The 16729-nt window shown below is 69.2% G+C and carries 14 protein-coding genes; 5 read left to right on the top strand and 9 right to left on the bottom strand.

Annotated elements, in window-relative coordinates:
• Positions 1-112 precede the first annotated feature (112 nt).
• The gene (locus ACWPN8_RS17155) at positions 113-637 is read left to right on the top strand and encodes a DUF2249 domain-containing protein (RefSeq protein ID WP_492241581.1); all 525 of its coding nucleotides are present in this window, start codon (positions 113-115) and stop codon (positions 635-637) included.
• Between the two features lie 128 nt (positions 638-765).
• Complete coding sequence (locus ACWPN8_RS17150) at positions 766-1668, top strand: SDR family oxidoreductase (protein ID WP_492241580.1); 903 nt, start codon at positions 766-768, stop codon at positions 1666-1668.
• 88 nt (positions 1669-1756) lie between these two features.
• Here ACWPN8_RS17150 and ACWPN8_RS17145 read toward each other — a convergent pair whose 3' ends face one another.
• The 3 genes from ACWPN8_RS17145 to ACWPN8_RS17135 form a co-directional block, all read right to left on the bottom strand.
• On the bottom strand, positions 1757-3478 hold the full coding sequence (locus ACWPN8_RS17145; RefSeq protein ID WP_492241579.1) for a sensor histidine kinase: 1722 nt from the start codon (positions 3476-3478) through the stop codon (positions 1757-1759).
• Between the two features lie 153 nt (positions 3479-3631).
• Positions 3632-3784 (bottom strand): hypothetical protein, encoded by a 153-nt coding sequence (locus tag ACWPN8_RS17140; protein WP_158285439.1) that lies wholly within the window; start codon positions 3782-3784, stop codon positions 3632-3634.
• 174 nt (positions 3785-3958) lie between these two features.
• The gene (locus ACWPN8_RS17135) at positions 3959-4099 is read right to left on the bottom strand and encodes a hypothetical protein (RefSeq protein ID WP_167421690.1); all 141 of its coding nucleotides are present in this window, start codon (positions 4097-4099) and stop codon (positions 3959-3961) included.
• 601 nt (positions 4100-4700) lie between these two features.
• On the opposite strand from ACWPN8_RS17135, the gene ubiT reads away from it, so the two are divergent.
• Genes ubiT through ubiV form a run of 3 tightly spaced genes read left to right on the top strand, consistent with a single transcriptional unit; the run spans position 4701 to position 7338 of the window.
• Positions 4701-5420: a ubiquinone anaerobic biosynthesis accessory factor UbiT gene (gene ubiT, locus ACWPN8_RS17130; RefSeq protein ID WP_492241578.1), complete on the top strand. Its 720-nt coding sequence runs from the start codon at positions 4701-4703 to the stop codon at positions 5418-5420.
• Between the two features lie 6 nt (positions 5421-5426).
• Positions 5427-6413: a ubiquinone anaerobic biosynthesis protein UbiU gene (gene ubiU / locus ACWPN8_RS17125; RefSeq protein ID WP_492241577.1), complete on the top strand. Its 987-nt coding sequence runs from the start codon at positions 5427-5429 to the stop codon at positions 6411-6413.
• Between the two features lie 13 nt (positions 6414-6426).
• Positions 6427-7338: a ubiquinone anaerobic biosynthesis protein UbiV gene (ubiV, locus tag ACWPN8_RS17120; protein WP_492241576.1), complete on the top strand. Its 912-nt coding sequence runs from the start codon at positions 6427-6429 to the stop codon at positions 7336-7338.
• Between the two features lie 58 nt (positions 7339-7396).
• Here ubiV and ACWPN8_RS17115 read toward each other — a convergent pair whose 3' ends face one another.
• The 6 genes from ACWPN8_RS17115 to ACWPN8_RS17090 all read right to left on the bottom strand — a co-directional run bounded on the left by ACWPN8_RS17115 (position 7397) and on the right by ACWPN8_RS17090 (position 16555).
• Entirely contained in the window at positions 7397-8386 is a 990-nt protein-coding gene (locus ACWPN8_RS17115) for an FAD:protein FMN transferase (protein WP_492241575.1), read from the bottom strand.
• Entirely contained in the window at positions 8386-9744 is a 1359-nt protein-coding gene (locus ACWPN8_RS17110) for a DUF2705 family protein (protein WP_492241574.1), read from the bottom strand. The genes ACWPN8_RS17115 and ACWPN8_RS17110 overlap by 1 nt, the downstream gene beginning before the upstream one ends.
• Positions 9741-10667 carry an ABC transporter ATP-binding protein gene (locus ACWPN8_RS17105; RefSeq protein WP_492241573.1) on the bottom strand — a complete coding sequence of 309 codons (927 nt, stop codon included), beginning with the start codon at positions 10665-10667 and terminating at the stop codon, positions 9741-9743. Before ACWPN8_RS17105 ends, ACWPN8_RS17110 begins: the two co-directional genes overlap by 4 nt.
• Complete coding sequence (locus tag ACWPN8_RS17100; RefSeq protein WP_492241572.1) at positions 10664-12025, bottom strand: nitrous oxide reductase family maturation protein NosD; 1362 nt, start codon at positions 12023-12025, stop codon at positions 10664-10666. Before ACWPN8_RS17100 ends, ACWPN8_RS17105 begins: the two co-directional genes overlap by 4 nt.
• Before the next feature lie 184 nt (positions 12026-12209).
• A complete protein-coding gene (gene nosZ / locus ACWPN8_RS17095; RefSeq protein WP_109453225.1) occupies positions 12210-14159 on the bottom strand; it encodes a TAT-dependent nitrous-oxide reductase in 1950 nt (649 codons plus the stop codon).
• A gap of 86 nt (positions 14160-14245) precedes the next feature.
• A complete protein-coding gene (locus tag ACWPN8_RS17090) occupies positions 14246-16555 on the bottom strand; it encodes a 4Fe-4S binding protein (protein WP_492241571.1) in 2310 nt (769 codons plus the stop codon).
• Positions 16556-16729 lie beyond the last annotated feature (174 nt).

The raw sequence follows: 16729 nt of genomic DNA, 5'->3' as shown, positions 1-16729 counted from the left end.
CCCTCGTTCCGGGGTTTGTGCTGGAGCAAAGAAGGGGGCGGCGATCCGGGCTACAGGGGGGCATGGCGATCCTGCCGCTCCCCCACAGACCAGACGGACGACGATGCCGACCATGACCTCCCCCGCCGCGCCCACCGCCCCCCACGCCGAGCGGGCCGAACCGGTTCTCGATCTCCGCGCCATCCCGCCCTACCAGCGCCACCAGCTGATCTTCGCGTCGGTGCAGGACCTGACGCCCGGCGACGGCTTCTCGCTGGTCAACGACCATGACCCGCGTCCGCTGCACCACCAGCTGCTCAGCCTGTTCGGCGCCGGCTTCGCCTGGGAGTATCTGCAACAGGGGCCCGAGGTCTGGCAGGTCCGCATTTCCCGGCCCGAGGGGGCGGCGGCGACCAGCCTGCGCGTGCGCATCGACCGCAACGGCGACGTGACGGTCGCCACCGGCGACGCGCGGCTGGGGCCGGACGGCAATGGCGGCTCGGTCTGCGAGGTGATGGATGTCCCGCCCGGCACGGCGGAGGGGGACGTGCTGGCGCTGTTGCAGGGGGTGATCCCGCCGGCCGGCGTGGTCAGCATCGCGTATGAGCGGCTGCTGGCCCGGCGCAACGGGTCCTGCTGCGGCGGCATGTGCGGCTGAGGAGCCCGCTCCGCCGATGGCCCCGCTCCGCTGATGGGCAGGGTTGCGGCAACCATTTCCGTCCCCGTCCGGTTCTGTGTGCGAGGCATCGCCGCATCGCACACAGACCGCCGGATCAGGAGACAGGCATGGACCGCAAGGACGACACCGTCACGCCGCAGGACCCCCGCACGAAATATCCGCGCCCGCCCTTCAACGGCCAGTCGCAGCCCTGGCCGGGGCTGGCCCGCGACATGGATCCGCCGCCCGACCATGGCGAGACCAGCTACAAGGGTTCCGGCCGGCTGGCCGGGCGCCGGGCGCTGATCACCGGCGGCGATTCCGGCATGGGCCGGGCCGCCGCCATCGCCTATGCCCGCGAGGGCGCCGACGTCGCCATCAACTATTTCCCGACCGAGGAGCCGGACGCCCAGGACGTCGTCGCCCTGATCGAGGAGGCCGGCCGCAATGCGGTGGCGATCCCCGGCGACCTGCGCGACGAGGCGTTCTGCAAGAAGCTGGTGGCCGATGCCGTCGCCGGGCTGGGCGGGCTCGACATCGTCGTCTGCAACGCGGCGCGCCAGCAGGCCTTCCCGTCGATCCTCGACATCAGCAGCGAGGAGTTCGACGCGACGATGAAGACCAACATCTACGCCCCCTTCTGGATCATCAAGGCCGCCCTGCCCCACCTGGAGCCGGGTTCGGTCATCATCGGCACCACGTCGGAACAGGCCTACGACCCGACGCCGGACCTCTACGCCTATGCCCAGACCAAGGCGGCGACGATGAACTACGTCAAGTCGCTGGCCAAGCAGCTGGCGGACAAAGGCATCCGCGTCAACGGTGTGGCCCCCGGCCCGATCTGGACCCCCCTGCAGGTCAGCGGCGGCGCCAGCCAGGAGAAGCTGAAGCAGTTCGGCAGCCAGACCCCGTTCGGCCGTCCCGGCCAGCCGGCCGAGCTTGCCAGCATCTATGTCCAGCTCGCGGCGGAGGATGCCAGCTTCACCACCGGCCATGTCTATGGTGCGGCGGGCGGCAGCGGGCAACCGTAAGGGAGGGCGCTTCAGGGGGGATGGAACGGCGTGGAACAGGGTTCCGGGTGGTGTTCCATCCTGCCCGGTTCCTTTCCCTCCCCCGATGTCAGGCCTTCAACGGCATCGTGAAGGTGAAGCATGTCTCGTCGGCGTCGGACCGCACGTCGATCCTGCCGTCATGGGCCTGGGCGATCTGGGATGCGATGTAGAGCCCCAGGCCCAGCCCCCTGCTTTCGGTCCTCCCCTCCCCCCGCCTGAAGGGCAGGAAGAGCGTATCGACCTGTTCCGGCGGGATGGGCCGTCCCGCGTTGGTTACGCGAATGGTCAATTCGCCCGCGACGGCGGCGGCGGCGATCCGGACCGGCATCGTGGCGGAGCCGTGGGTGACGGCGTTCGACAGCAGGTTGGATGCCATCTGGGCAAGGCGGGGATGGTCGGCGGTGACGGTCGCGGGCAGGTCGAACAGTGCGGCTATCTTACGGCCGGGATGGGCGATCCGCATTTCGTCGACGACGTGCTGGAGAGTTGCCGCGAGATCGCCCTCCGCCACCGCAAGGGCGATCCCCCCGCCCATCCGTGCCCTCGCCAGATCCATGACGTTCTCGACGAGACCGGACATCCGCGAGAGGCTCGCCTTCATCAGCCTGAGCACCAGCGGGCTCTGGTGGGTCCAGCCGCCATTCAGGAGAAGGGTCGTCCCGGCGTCCAGCGCCGCGATGGGGTTGCGCAGGTCGTGTCCCACCACCGCGACGAACTGTTCACGCAGGTTCGCCAGTTCACGTTCCCGGTCGAGCGACGCGGTCGTCGATCTGAGGTGGGCCTCCGCGTCGAGATGATGGGCGATGAGTTCGGCGAAAAGCCTGAAGGCGCCCAGCACCTGCGGGTTGTCCACCTTGGCCGGGTTCGGGTCGATGGCGCAGAGCGTGCCCCAGAACTCGCCGTCCGCCAGGATGATCGGTTCGGAGATATAGCTCCCCAGCCCATAGATCCGGGGGGTATGGTGGTCGCAATATTGCGGATCCGCGCTGGCATCGTCGAAGACGATGGTCCGGCGATGACTCCGGATCTCGTTGCAGAGCGTGCTCTCGACCGGCAGTTCGTCGCCGGGCTTCAGACCGAAGCCCACCGGGTCGAGCACCTGACAGGCGACCCAACGTGTCTCCGTCACACGGGCGACGGCCGCGAAGCCCATGCCCGTCATGCGCAGCACGACATCGAGGATGGTCGGTACGGCCGCGATTCCGGAGACCTTGCCAACGGTCCCGGCGAAGTCCTCTGCAGCGGTCTTCTGCCCCAATATGCGGGGCTGCGCCTGCTGGCCGGCCTTCAGCGCCGCAATGACCTCGGTGGTCTCAAGGGCCGTCGCGGCGGCTTCCGCCAGCGCTTCGAGCGTTTCGACTTCCCAGCCATCCGGGTTGTAGGGCTGCGACCAGTAGGCCCCAATCGCCGCGATGGGGTCATCGGCACGCACCGGCACCATCGCGACCGCGCGCACGAAGGTTTCGCGGTACAGTTCATGAGGGATCCGCTCGTCAAGCGAGATGTCGGGAATGACGGCGGTTTTCCGGTTGATCATCGACCATCCGCTGATGCAGGCGGAGGCGGGAAACTTCTGCCCCTTCCACAGCGGACCGATCGCGTCCTCTTCCACATAATGGCAGAGGTCGCCCTCCTTCAGGACGATGGCGATCCCCTGGCAGCCGATCAGGGACCTCGCGCTGGCCCGGATGGTCGCGACGACATCGTCCGTGCTTCTGGCCCGCGAGATCTGCGCGAGCGCTTTCGTGAGCGTGGCGAGTGGCGTGGATGGCCTGGAGCGCTGATCCATCGCGGTACGGTCCTCTCCGGCGAAGGCCGTTTCTGCAAGTCGGCACTTTCGCACGAATCCCGTTCCGAAGGATAGGAACATCGACGAAGACCTGATCGCGACCGGGGGCATGGCGCGGTCGGGCCGTTGCAAGGGCCGGGGATCGGCCGGGCTTCAGCCCATCATGTCCTCGCCGGACCGGCGGCGGGCGGGTGCAGCGGCCCTTGCCCCGGCGGTTTTCGGCGGCAGGGCGACGCAGAGGTCGAACCCGGCCAGCAGACCCAGGCTCAGGATCGAGGTGGCGGCGCTGATGCAGAGGATGGTCATGGGATCGCTCCGTCCGAAAGGGCTGACATCTCGGTGCCGTTCAATCGACCGGGGGATGGTCGGCGGCGATGGGGCGATCCTGGACGCATCCGGCCTCCGGGTCTGTGAGCGGTGCCACAGCCCGGCTCATTGCGAAGCGCGGATCGAGCGGAAACCGGCAGCGTCGGCGGGCGCTTACCGCCTGCCGGCTTCGTTGTCCTTCTTCGCCTGTTCCTCCTTCGCCCGGTCGTGATGCCACTTGATGGCGAAGAACATCCCCGTGCCCAACACGATGATCTTGAACGGGAAGAAGACCAGAGGGAACCAGTCGTACATCTTGAACATCTCCCTGCGAATAACGTCAGGACAGGACGCCGTCCTTCGTCAGCGGATGCCGACGGCGGTCGGGTCGGGCGCGGGGCCTTGTCTGCCGCGCCTGCGCGCGGAAGACAGACGGCTGGGTTGGCGTGGCTGTACCGAAGAGGCGGCCACGCCTGCTTGGATGGCATCGCTTGGTTCCCCGAGAGGAAATCCAATCAATTCATCCATACAATGCGTGACTGTATGCTCCGTTGAGGCCTACAATGTCAACAGACATGCATGCAATGCACCGTTGAGATTCATACAGCCATCGAAGACACAACGGATGCCCCGGCCGGAAATCGGCCGCTCGGTGTGATCCCGGGGGCGATCCCCCGGCGCGATCCCGGGCGTGATCCCCTGGCAGGCCCCGGCGGTCCTTCGGGGCGCTGCGCTGAAACACCGCATCGGCCGGGAGAAGCGCCGGCTGTACGACCTTGAGCGGCCGCTCCTGTGCCGGCGAGCGCGGCCTGACGCCAAGGGCTTTTTCAAGCTTGAACTTGACCGAGGTCAATGACGTCAGGCGGTTGCCGGCTTTCATGGGCGGCGGAATGACCGATGAGGAGGGAAGCCGCCCATGCGCGATCCCGATGCCGCACAGACTGTTTCCGTTTGCAATTCCCCCGCCGGCGAGCGTGCCCGCCGGTTCGAGACCGGATTGAGCCGGGCCGGGCTGGGGCTGGTGCCCAGGCTGGGGCGGCGGGCCAGCGATGCGCTGCTCGCCCGGCTGCTGCGGCTGCTGGCCGACCGTCATCCGCGCGCCTTCGAGGCCCTGCGCGAGATGCCGGACGCCCGCGTGCTGATCGAGCCGGTGGACGCGCCGGTCGCCCTGCTGATGCGCGTCGGGCCCGAGATGTCGCTGCACGCCCTGCCGCGCGGCGCCGACGGTGTGGGCGAGGCGTTGGGCAAGGCGGGGGCCGATGCGGTGGTGCGCGGGCCTTATGACAAGCTGCTCGACCTGCTGGAAGGGCGGATCGACGGCGATGCGCTGTTCTTCCGGCGCGAACTGAGCATTTCCGGCGACACCGCGCTGATCCTCGCGCTGCGCAACACGCTGGACGGCGAGGACGAGATGGATCTGGTGGCCGACGCCGCCTCCATCGCCGGGCCGCTGGCCCGCGCCCTGCCGGTGCTGCGGCGCAATGCCGGGCCGGTGCTGGACCGGATCGACGCGGCGCGCCGGCTGCTGCCGCCGCCGCTGCGCCGCGGGATCGAGCGGCTGGAGGCACGGCTCGCCGGGACGGCGGGGACGCCGCCCGGCGGGCTGCCGGGGAAGCTGCCGGGCATGGGGGCGTAGGGGATCATGGACAATTTCGAGCTGATCTGCCCGGCGGGGACGCCGGCCGCCTTGCGGGCCGCCGTCGATGCCGGGGCCGATGCCGTCTATCTCGGCTTCCGGGACGAGACCAACGCCCGCAACTTTCCGGGGTTGAACTTCACCCGGCAGGATGTGGCCGACGCGGTCGATTACGCCCATGCGCGCCGCGTCGAGGTCTATGTCGCCATCAACACCTACCCGCAGGCGGGCAATCTCGGCCCCTGGCGGAAGGCGGTGGACGATGCGGCGCGGCTGAAGGTGGATGCCGTCATCCTGGCCGATCCGGGGCTGCTGGACTATGCCGCGAAGCGCCATCCCGATTTGCGCCTGCATCTGTCGGTCCAGGCGTCGGCCGCCAATGTCGAGGCGATCCGGCTCTACCGCGAGGCCTTCGGCGTGCGCCGGGTCGTGCTGCCGCGGGTGCTGACGGTGCCGGAAATCGCCAAGCTGAACGCCGAGATCGACATCGAGACCGAGGTGTTCGTCTTCGGCGGCCTCTGCCCGATGGCGGAGGGGCGCTGTTCGCTGTCCTCCTACGCCACCGGCCTGTCGCCCAACAAGCAGGGCGTCTGTTCGCCGGCCAACCATGTCCGCTACGAACAGCGGGGCGGCGCGCTCGCCTCGACGCTGGGCGGCTTCACCATCAACGTCTTCGGCGAGGGCGAGCAGGCCGGCTATCCGACGCTGTGCAAGGGCCGCTTCGTTGCCGGGGAGGGGCCGGCCTACCTGTTCGAGGAGCCGACCAGCCTGAATGCCATGGACCTGCTGCCGGAGCTGAAGGCGGCCGGGGTGCGGGCGCTGAAGATCGAGGGGCGGCAGCGCGGCAAGGCCTATATCGCCGCGGTGGTCCGCGCCTATCGCGAGGCGCTGGAAACCTTCGCCGCCGGCCGGCCGGTGCCGCACATCGATCTGCAGGCGATGGTCGAGGGCGGGACCCAGACCACCGGAGCCTATACGCGCGCGTGGCGATAAGGAGTTTTTCGGAATGACGGCGTCACTCACTTTGGGCCCGGTGCTGTTCAACTGGCCGGTCGACCGCTGGCGCGACTTCTATGCCCGCATCGCCGACGAGGCGCCGGTGGACACCGTGATCGTCGGCGAGATCGTCTGCTTCAAGCGGGCGCCCTTCTTCGCCGAGGCGATGGGCGAGGTGATCGAACGGCTGGCCGCCGCCGGCAAGACGGTGTGGCTCGCCAGCCCGATCCTGGTCGGCAGCGAGCGCGAGCGTTCGGCGATGCGCGATCTGGTGGGGTCGGATGCCGGCCTGCCGGAGGGCGGCCTGATCGAGGCGAACGACATGGGGGCGCTGGCCCTGCTGGCCGGGCGGCCCCATGCGGTCGGGCCGACGATCAACGTCTACAACGAGGCGACGCTGGGCTGGATGGCGGAGCGCGGCGCGGTGGCGGTGTCGCTGCCGGCGGAACTGCCGGCGGCAACCGTCGCCGTGCTGGCGAGGGCCGGGCGGGAGCTGGGGATCGAGACCGAGGTGCAGGTCTGGGGGCGGGCGCCGCTCGCCATCTCGGCCCGCTGCTATCACGCGCGCGCCCATGGGCTGCACAAGGACGGCTGCCAGTTCGTCTGCGGCAACGACCCGGACGGCATGCCGGTGACGACGATGGACGGCCAGCCCTTCCTGACCGTCAACGGCACCCAGACGATGTCGCACGGCTGCCTGTGCCTGGTGGCGGAGATGCCGGCGCTGGTGGCGATGGGGGTGGACCGTTTCCGCCTGTCGCCGCAGGCGATGGACATGGTGCGGGTCGCCGAGGCCTTCCGGGCGGTGCTGGAGGGGCGGCGCGACGGGGCGGAGGTCGCCGCCGAACTGGGCGGGCTGATCGACGCGCCGCTGGTCAACGGCTTCTACCACGACACCGCGGGGGCTCTGCGGGTGGCGTGAGGGGGGCTCCCCCTCTCCCCGGGGGGAGAGGGGGTTGCCGCAGCCTCGTCGCCGTACTTCAGGCGGGCAGCCGCAGGATGCGGCCGTCGGGGTGGGTGAAGCGGGCGGTCACGCCGGGATAGGCGGCCAGGATGGCCGGAGCCCGGTCCGCCGGCACCACCGACAGGGCGGTCGACAGGGCGTCGGCCGTCGTCGCGTCCGGCGCCTGCACGGTGACCGCCAGCCATTGGGCGGCACAGGCGCCGCTCGCGGGATCGAACAGGTGGGTGAAGCGGCCGGCGGCGTCGAACTGCGTGCCGTAGCCACCCGAGGTCGCCATCGCGCCGTCGGTGAGATCCACGGTCTCCGTGCTGCGGTCCGGCGCCCTGGGATCGGCGAGCCCGACCGTCCAGGGGCGGCCGGAGGGATGATGGCCGAGCGCCCGCAACTCGCCCATGTCCACTAGGACGTTGCCGATGCCTTCGGCCTTCAGGCGCTCGGTCACGCGGTCGGTGACGTAGCCCTGGGCGATGCCGTTCAGCGTCACCGCCATCCCCTTGGCGGCGAAGGCGATGCGGTCGGGCTCCACCCGCAGGGCGCGGACATCGACCAGCGCGCGGGCGGCGCGGACGGCGCTCTCCGGCGGGCCGGCGGGGTCGGCATTCGCGCGCCCGAAATGGCCGGCATAGAGCTGCCATAGGGGCTGCACCGTGGGATCGAAGGCGCCGCCGGTGGCCCGGCCGAAGGCGGCGGCCTCGGACAGCAGGCGGACGAGGTCGGCGGGCGGGTCGTCCAGCCGGCCGTCGCGGTTCAGGCGGCGCAGCGCGGAGTCGGGGCGGTAGAGGCTGAAGACCCGCTCAAGCCGCTCCACCTCCTCCAGGCTCAGCGCGATCAGGCGGTCGGCTTGCGCCCCGTCGGGGTGGGCGATGGTCAGGCTGGCATCGGCGCCGAGTGCGACGCCGCGCCAGACGCGCACAGGGACGCCTTCGGCGCGCAGCAGCCGGTGCGGCAGAAGCGACAGGCCGGCGGCGACGGCGCCGATGGCGAGGAAGCGGCGTCTGTTCAGCATCAGTGCTCTCCCTCGGCCATGGTGGCGGCGGGCGGGGTGAGGATCCGGTCCTCGTGCACGTCGGCGAAGCGCAGGACCGTGCCGCCGTTGGCGGCGGCGAAACGCTCGGCGGCGGCCTTGTCGGAGAAGGGATAGGGCTCCGCCTCGCCCATTCCGCCGCGCAAGCGGCTGCCCAGCACGTACCAGGCCTTGCGCGCCTCCACCCAGGCCGTCATGTCGGGGGCGGCGGGGTCTGTCGCCTTGGCGACGTCGGTGACGTAGATGGCGCCGATCTCCTTCGGCTCTTCGGGCAGCATGGTGAAGGCGAAGGTGTCGCGGACGGAGGACAGCCAGATCGGCCGCTCCTGCCCCTTCACCAGGATCTGGCCCTTGGGGCCGGAATGGTCGGCGAGGTTCATGCCGCAGTAATGGCCGACGGCGTCGGCGGTCAGGGTGGCGGGCGGCGGCGGGGCGACCTCCGCCCTCTCCTGCTTGCAGGCGGCGAGCGGTGCCAGGAGGGCGGCGGCGACAAGGAGGGTTCGGAGGGTGCGCATCAGAATCTGCTTCCTCGAAAAGAGGGCGGCGGCCAGCGCCAGCGGGGCGGCGATCCAGCCGGCCATCACCGCCAGCAGCAGCGGGACCGAAAGCTGGACATGGGCGGCGAGCCCGGCGGTGCCGGCGAAGGCGCTGACGCCCTTGAAGCCGGTCAGGTTGAACAGGCGGTAGGCGTCGGCCGGGTTGGCGAGCAGCAGCCAGTTCAGCGTCTCCACCCCCAAGCCGCTGCCGCTGGCGAGGATGCCGAGCAGCGCCATGTCGTAGAGCAGGACGAATCCCAGCCAGACCGCCACCGCGATGCCGGCCGCCGTGCCGCGGTCGCGGACGATGGTGGAGGCGAGATAGCCGAGCGCGGTGAAGGCGGCGCCCAGCATCACGCTGGACCCGATCATCGCAGCGAAGGCGCGCCAGCTGTCGCTCCCGATGGCGGTGCCGCCCATCGCCAGCGCCACCCCGGCGGCGCCGTAGCCGACCACGGTGGCCAGCGCGATCACCGTGGCATGGCCGAGGAACTTGCCGAGCAGAAGCTGCCAGCGTGCCACCGGATAGGACAGCAGCAGGGTCATGGTGCCGCGGTCGATCTCGCCCACCACGGCGTCGAAGGACAGCAGCAAGGCGATCAGCGGCAGCAGGAAGATGGTCAGGCTCGACAGGCTGACGATGGTGACCTCGACCGGGCCGACGCCGACCGTGCCGGTGGGGACGGAGCCGAGGAAGCTGAGCGTCAGGGCGAGTGCGGCCATCAGCAGGGTGGTGGCGACGACCCAGCGGTTGCGGGTCGCCTCGCGCAGTTCCTTGCCGGCGATGATGAGCAGCGTGTTCATTCGGCAGCCTCCCGGCGCAGGAAATGGGCGTACATCTCGTCCAGGCTGGGCTGGAGGATCTCGATGTCATCGACGGCGAGGCCGTTGCAGGAAATGCGGCGGACCAGGGCGACCTTGTCGTCGTTGGCGCAGGCCAGTTCGACCACGCCGCCGGCCAGCCGGGTCAGCGCGGCGCCCTCCCCCACCCGTGCGGCGAGCGCGTCGATGTCGCCGGTCGGCAGGGTCAGGCGGATGCGGATCGGCAATTGGGCGAGGCTGCGCAGGGTGGCGAGCGAGCCGTCGGCGACCTTGCGGCCGCGGTTCATCACCACGACGCGGTCGGCCTGCCCTTCCAGCTCGGTCAAAGCGTGGCTGCACAGCAGGATGGTGGTGCCGCGGTCGCGCAGCTCCGCCACGATGGCGTAGAAGCTCTGGCGCAGGGCCGGGTCGAGGCCGGTGGTCGGCTCGTCGAGGAACAGCAGCTTCGGGCCGCCGAGCAGGGCCTGGGCCAATGCCAAGCGCTGGCGCATGCCCTTGGAGTAGGTCCCGACGCGGCGCTTGATGGCGGCGGGCTCCAGCCCGACCCTCTCGAACAGCGCGTCGTTGTCGCGGCAGGGCGCGCCCTTCAGACGGGCGTAGAAGTCCAGCGTCTCCCGCCCGGTCATGCTGGGGTGGAAGGCGACATTCTCCGGCAGGAAGCCGATCCGGCGGCGGATGGGGGAGCAGGCGGCGCTGGCCGGGTCGCCGCCCAGTACGCGGATGCGCCCCTCCGTCGGGGTGGTCAGGCCGAGCATCAGCTTGATCAGCGAGCTTTTGCCGGCGCCGTTGTGGCCGACCATCGCCACGCATTCGCCGGGCGCCAGCGTCAAATCCACGCCGCGCACCGCCTCGGTCTCGCCATAGCGCTTGGTGACGCCCTGCACCTGTGCGGTGAAGTCGGTCATGGCTGTTTCCTTTCGGCAGTCTGGAGCAGGCTCGGCATGGGGGGAGGCGTCATCAGGGGCGCGCTGTCGATCACGCCGCCGGGGTGCAGGGCCGGGAACTGCTTCTGCGCCCAGCGGATCACCTGGACGCCGGGGCTGTTCATCAGCAGCTTGGCCGCCGGGTACTCCCACATCACCCGGTCGACCACGTCGTTGGGGCGATAGGGCTCGTCGGAGATGCCGTCGCCATTCAGGTCGAAGGCGGCGTTGTCGGACCAGTAGTTGCCGCGCCCATTCTCCGACCAGTCGAGATAGCGGGTGCCGACATACTTCACCTGGGTGCGGTTGCCGATGAAGGCATTGCCGGTCAGGCTGTTGCGTTCCGATCCGGCGGTGAAATGGACGCCGATCTCGCAGCCCTCGAACCGGTTGCCGGTGAAGCGGTTCTTGTTGGCGTTGTAGATGAAAACGCATTTCCAGGTGCCGCTGCGCAGCCGGTCACTCATCGCCTCGCTGTCGCGCGGAATGTCGCTGTCGGGCAGCGCCTCGCCGGCGTCGGACAGCGCACCGGCGAAGCGGCCTTCGATCACGTTGCCCTCGATGCGCGCGCTGTTGGCGTTGTTCAGCATCAGCCCGTGTTCGCGGTCCGCCCTGGAGCGGTTGTTGCGGATCAGCAGGGTGTTGGAGAACATCACCGCATAGCCGACATTGTTGCCGACGGAGACGTTGTCGGTCAGCTCGGACTCGTTGGTGTACATGTAGTGGACGGCGAACCGGACATGCTCGAACCGGTTGCCGGAGAAGACGTTCTTGCGGGACGAGGTGGTGAACAGCCCGTCGCGCCCTTCGCGCACGCTGTTGTCGAGCACACGGGTCCCCGGCGCGTTCCACAGCTGGATGCCGTTGCCGCGTTCCGACACGCGCAGGTCGGTGCGGCCGACGATGTCGTTGCGGCGGACCAGGCTGTCGGCGGCGCCCCAGATATAGACGCCGATCAGGTTGTCGCGCAGGCGGTTGTCCTCGACCACCGCGCCGCGGGCCTCCTTGCCCAGGAAGATTCCGGCATTCTGGTCGATCAGGCTGAGGCCGGAATTGCGGATTTCCAGATGCCGCAGGGTGACGTTGGGGGCGAGGATGGTGAGCGTGCTGCCGTTGCCCTGCCCGTCGATGATTGCCCCCGGCTCTCCGGTCAGGGTGACCGGGGTGCGGACAGTCAGCGGGCCGGGATGGACCCCGGCAGCCAGCACCAGCGTGTCTCCCGGCGCCGCGGACGCCAGCGCCGCCTCCAGCCCGCCGGGGGCGACCGTCGCCGTGGCGGCGAGCGCCGGGGCCGGCAGGGCCAGGGCGGCGGCGAGGAGTGTCGCGGAGCGGAGGAACATGGTGGGAGTCCGATGGTGGGGGGATCCCCTCTCCCCCCGGGGAGAGGGTTAGGGTGAGGGGGACGCGTGGCGAGGATTGGCTGGGATCGGAAGCTCCTGCGCACCAAGCGACGCCACGCCTTGCATCCCCCTCACCCCGACCCTCTCCCCGGGGGGGAGAGGGGGAACGCAGGGGGAGAGGCGATCAGGTCGAGGACGGCTCGACGATCATGCGGCCGGCCATCTCCATGTGCAGGGCGTGGCAGAACCACTGGCAGTAGTACCAGTAGACACCGGCCCGGTCGGCGGTGAAGGTGACCGACGCGGTCGCCTGCGGGCCGACCTCCATGCAGACGCCGTAGTTGGTGATGCTGAAGCCGTGGGTCAGGTCGTCGATGTCGTCCATGTTGGTGACATAGACGGTGACCTCGTCACCCTGCTTCACCGTGAAGTCCTCCAGACCGAAGGCCGGGGCGCGCTGCCACATGTAGACGCGGACCTTCTTGCCGTCGCGGATGACCTTGGCGTCGTCCTCCAGCACCACGCCGTCCTTCTTGGCCTGCTGGCGCGCCTCTTCCCACAGCGGGTCGTTGCGGTCGTAGACCGAGCGCGGGTTCACCTTGGAGCGGTGGACGATCAGCGTGTCGTGCGGCTCGGCGAAGGTGGGGCCGTCATGCACCAGCTTCATCTCGTCGCCGGAGATGTCGATCAGCTGGTCGTTCTCCGGCTTCAGCGGGCCGACATTCAGGAAGCGGTCCTTGGAGAACTTGTTCAGCGACACCAGCCACTTGCCGTCGGCCTCCTTGGTCTCGCCCATCGAGCTGTGGTTGTGGCCGGGCTGGTACTGGACGTCCAGCTTCTGGACGATGGGATCGACCTTCTCGCCCTTGAAGGCACGCCGCGCCTTGTCGATGTTCCACTTCACCAGCTGGCTGTCGAGGAACAGGGTGGTGTAGGCGTTGCCGCGGCCGTCATAGGCGGTGTGGAGCGGGCCGAGGCCCAACTGCGGTTCGGCGACCACCACGTCGCGCGGCTTGATCTTGTCGTCGAACAGGTCGTCGAGCAGCCGCACGTCGAAGACGGTGACAGTCGGCGACAGCTTGCCGTTGACGGTGACGTGGATGCCGTCGGGGGCGGCGTTGATGCCGTGCGGGTTCGCCGGCACCGGGATGTAACGGGTGTAGGGGCTGCCGTGGCGGCCGTCGACCACCGGCACGCCGTTCACCGCCTGGATCTTGCCGGCCTTCACCGCCTCGTCGATGCGCTTCAGGTTGAAGACGACGACCCAATCCTGCTCGCCGCTGGTCATCTCCGCCGCGGTGACGCCCTCTTCGGAATCGTAGCAGGTGGAGAAGGCGTATTTGCCCTGATAGTCGGCGTCGGTGTTGTCGAGGTTGCCGTCGACCCAGACCTGCCACGCGATCTTCATCGTGTCGCCGTCGATGGCGGTGAAGTGCGACTTGTAGGCCTTGGTGGCGGTCAGGTCGCGGCCGTCGTTCGGGGTCGGCACGCGCTGTTCGCCGTTGGCGAAGACGTAGCCGGTCCGCGGATAACGCTGCGGGCGCAGACCGTGGATGGCGGCGGCGTTGGGGATCTCGATGATGGTGTCGGTCTTCATGATGTCGCAGCGGATGCGCGCGACACGGGTGTTGGCCTTGTCGTTGATGAAGATGTAACGGCCATCGTAAGTGCCGTCGGTGAACGACATGTGCGGGTGGTGGGCGTCGCCGTTCAGATAGATGCCGCCGCGCGTCTCCAGAAACTTCCTGGTTTCCGGCAGCATATGCTCGGTCAGGATCTTCCGGCTCTCGTTGGTCATGCCCCAGCCGGTGGCGGAGCAGCGGTTGAAGACCGGAATGCGCATCAGCTCGCGCATCGACGGCAGGCCGAGGATGCGGACTTCGCCGGAATGCCCGCCGGAATGGAAGGCGTAATATTCGTCGAGGTCGCCCGGCTTCACCTCGGCGTTGAGGTGGCCGGCCTGGGCATTGGCGGCCATCGCTTCGGTGGCGCCGAACAGGGCACTGCCCGCGATGCCGCCGGCGGTCGCCCCGCCCACGGCACCGCCGAGGCCGGCAAGGGCCGCCGCCTTCGCCGTTCCGCCCAGAAGCGCGCGGCGGTTGACGCCTGCGCTGTTGTTGGTCTCGCTCGACATGGTCTGCTCCTTCGCTGCCCCCGCCTTGCGGGGTGTCATGGGGCCCGTTGCGACCGGGTCCCGTTATCGGGGTGAGGGTGTGTGGCTCAGGATCCGTGCGGCCGGATCGTCAGCCGGCCGGTGGCCGGGTCGGCGGTCGCCGCCGTGCTGCGGGCCGGGGCGCTGCGGGCGGCTGCCTCCTTCTCGGCGGCCAGCTTGGCCTCGGCGGCCTGCCACTTCTCGCGCTTCTGCCGCTTCTGGATCATGACCGGGCATTTGTGGTCGTGGTGGTAGAGCATCTGGCAGTGCAGGCACTGGATGCATTCGTTGGGGTTGATCGAGCCGTCGGGGTGGATGGCCTGCACCGGGCATTCGTTGCCGCAGCGCTGGCACGGGCTGCCGCATTCCTTGTAGCGGCGCAGCCAGTCGAACATCCGCAGCCGGCCGGGGATCGCCAGCGCGGCACCCAGCGGGCAGAGATAGCGGCAGAAGAAGCGTTCGATCACCAGCCCGGCGGCCAGCAGCGCCACGGCGAAGGCGACGAACCACCAGTCGCGGACGAAATGCAGGATGATGGCGGTCTTGAACGGCTCGATCTCCGCCGCCTTCTCCGCCGTGCCCAGCGATTGCAGCGACACGCCGAACAGCAGCAGGAAGACGATGTACTTGATCGGCCACAGCCGCTGGTGCAGGGCGAAGGGGACGGTGATCTGGCGGATGCCGATCCTTTTGGCCGCCTTCGACGCCAGTTCCTGAAGTGCGCCGAACGGGCAGAGCCAGCCGCAGAAGGCGCCGCGGCCCCAGAACAGCAGCGACGCCGCCACCGAGAACCACAGGATGAACACCAGCGGGTCCATCATGAAATAGTCCCAGCGGAAGTCGGTGCGCAGCGCGTTGGCGAAGGTCAGGACATTGACCACCGACAGCTGGGCCGTGGCGTACCAGCCGAGCCAGACGAGCGTGAAGACCAGATAGGCGGTGCGCACCCGCTCGTACAGCTTCGGCCGCTTGGTCAACTGGTCCTGGAAAAAGAAGATGCCGGTCAGCAGCAGGATGGCGGAGGTCAGCACCGCGATGTCGGCCTGCCGGTTCTGCCAGATGCGCTGCCACAGCGGGACTTCGGCGGCCTCCTCCGCGGCCTCGGCACCGGCGGCCCGGATGGCCGGGCTGTGGCTGGCGGACGGATCGGGAGATGCGGCGGTGGGAGCCGGCTGTTCGGTCTTCAGGTATTTGTCGGGCGGCTGGTAGCCGAGGTCGAAGGTGACGAACACCTTGTCGAGTGCCGCGATGGCGCGCTGGACCAGCAGCTGGAGCCGCCAGGGTTCGGCCGGGTTGAACTCGGTGCCCTCCGGCAGGACGAACAGGCCGATTTCCGGGAAATCGGGGGCACCGGCGGCGGCGACGCTGCCCAGCCGCTTGTGCATCTTGTCGCGGAAGCGGATCGAGCCCTCATGCTGGATCATCTCGACCCGGTCGAAGATGCCGCCACGGACATAGCCCGATCCCTTGAAGGAATAGCGGCCCTGCCCCGCCACCCACACCGCCTGCTGGCCGGGCTTCAGCCGCCTGGTCAGCGTCTCGTACTCGGCATCGCCCAGCAGCGAGCGGCCGATGGACGGGATCGACACCAAGGCGGCGTAGAGGTCGATGAAGGTCTCGTCGGGGCTGCCGGCCTCGGCGCGGGCGATGGCCTCCGCCCTGCCCGTCTTCTCGAAGGCGGCGTTGACCTCCCCCACCGTCAGGGTCAGGCGGCGGACCGAGCCGTCGCCGATCAGGGTCGTCCAGTCCTCCACCGCCGTCTTCGACAAATCGACGGATCTGACGATTGCGGGGGCGGTGTCCGGCCCGGCCTTGCCCAGCGTCTGCATCACCTTCTTGCCGGAGCGGATGATGGAATCGCCGATCACCATCACCGTCACCGTGGCGCCCGACACGATGTCGACCGGCGGGCTGGCGGCGCTCTGGGTGGCGAGCGTCAGCACGTTCTTGCCGACATAGCCGTCGATGAAGCCGTTGATGCGGGCCGGCGGGATGCCGATCAGCACGATGGGCTCGTGATGGTCCATCAGCCGGGCGCCGGTCACCGTGCCGTCCGCCGTCAGCCCGACGACCACGTCGATGGGGCGGCCGGAATAGCCGGTGGTGTTGACGAAGTCGGAGGTCAGATAGGCATGGCCCACCAGCGCAGCGCCCTTGTAGACGGGAACGGTGGGGGTGTTCGGGGTGGGCTGGCCGAAGCGGTCGGCGCCGGGGACGAGGTCGGCGGGGTGCAGCTTCGCCAGATAGGGCAGCAGCCGGCCGCTGTCGGCGGCGTCCGCCGTGGCGATGCCGGGGGCGATCCCGGTCAGCAGCAGCAGGACGGCGACGAGCGCCGATCCCACCCAAGATTGTACGCGCCTGAACCCCACGACGGCCATCCTCCGGCGTTCGCCACCTTGCGGCGGTGTCTGCATTGGTGTCTCGGAGGGCATGAAAGCGCTTGGCGGCGGGGGAGTTCTTGACCGCGGTCAAGTGCGCCGGGGGGCCTTGTGCGAATTGCGCCAGATCAACAACTTTTGGGGGAAGGGGCGGACACAGCCTGCCCGACATTC

The organism is Azospirillum sp. UENF 112521, assembly GCF_058780665.1.
Note: the sequence above shows the minus strand (reverse complement) of the source record. Positions and strands in the feature narration are given on the sequence as shown.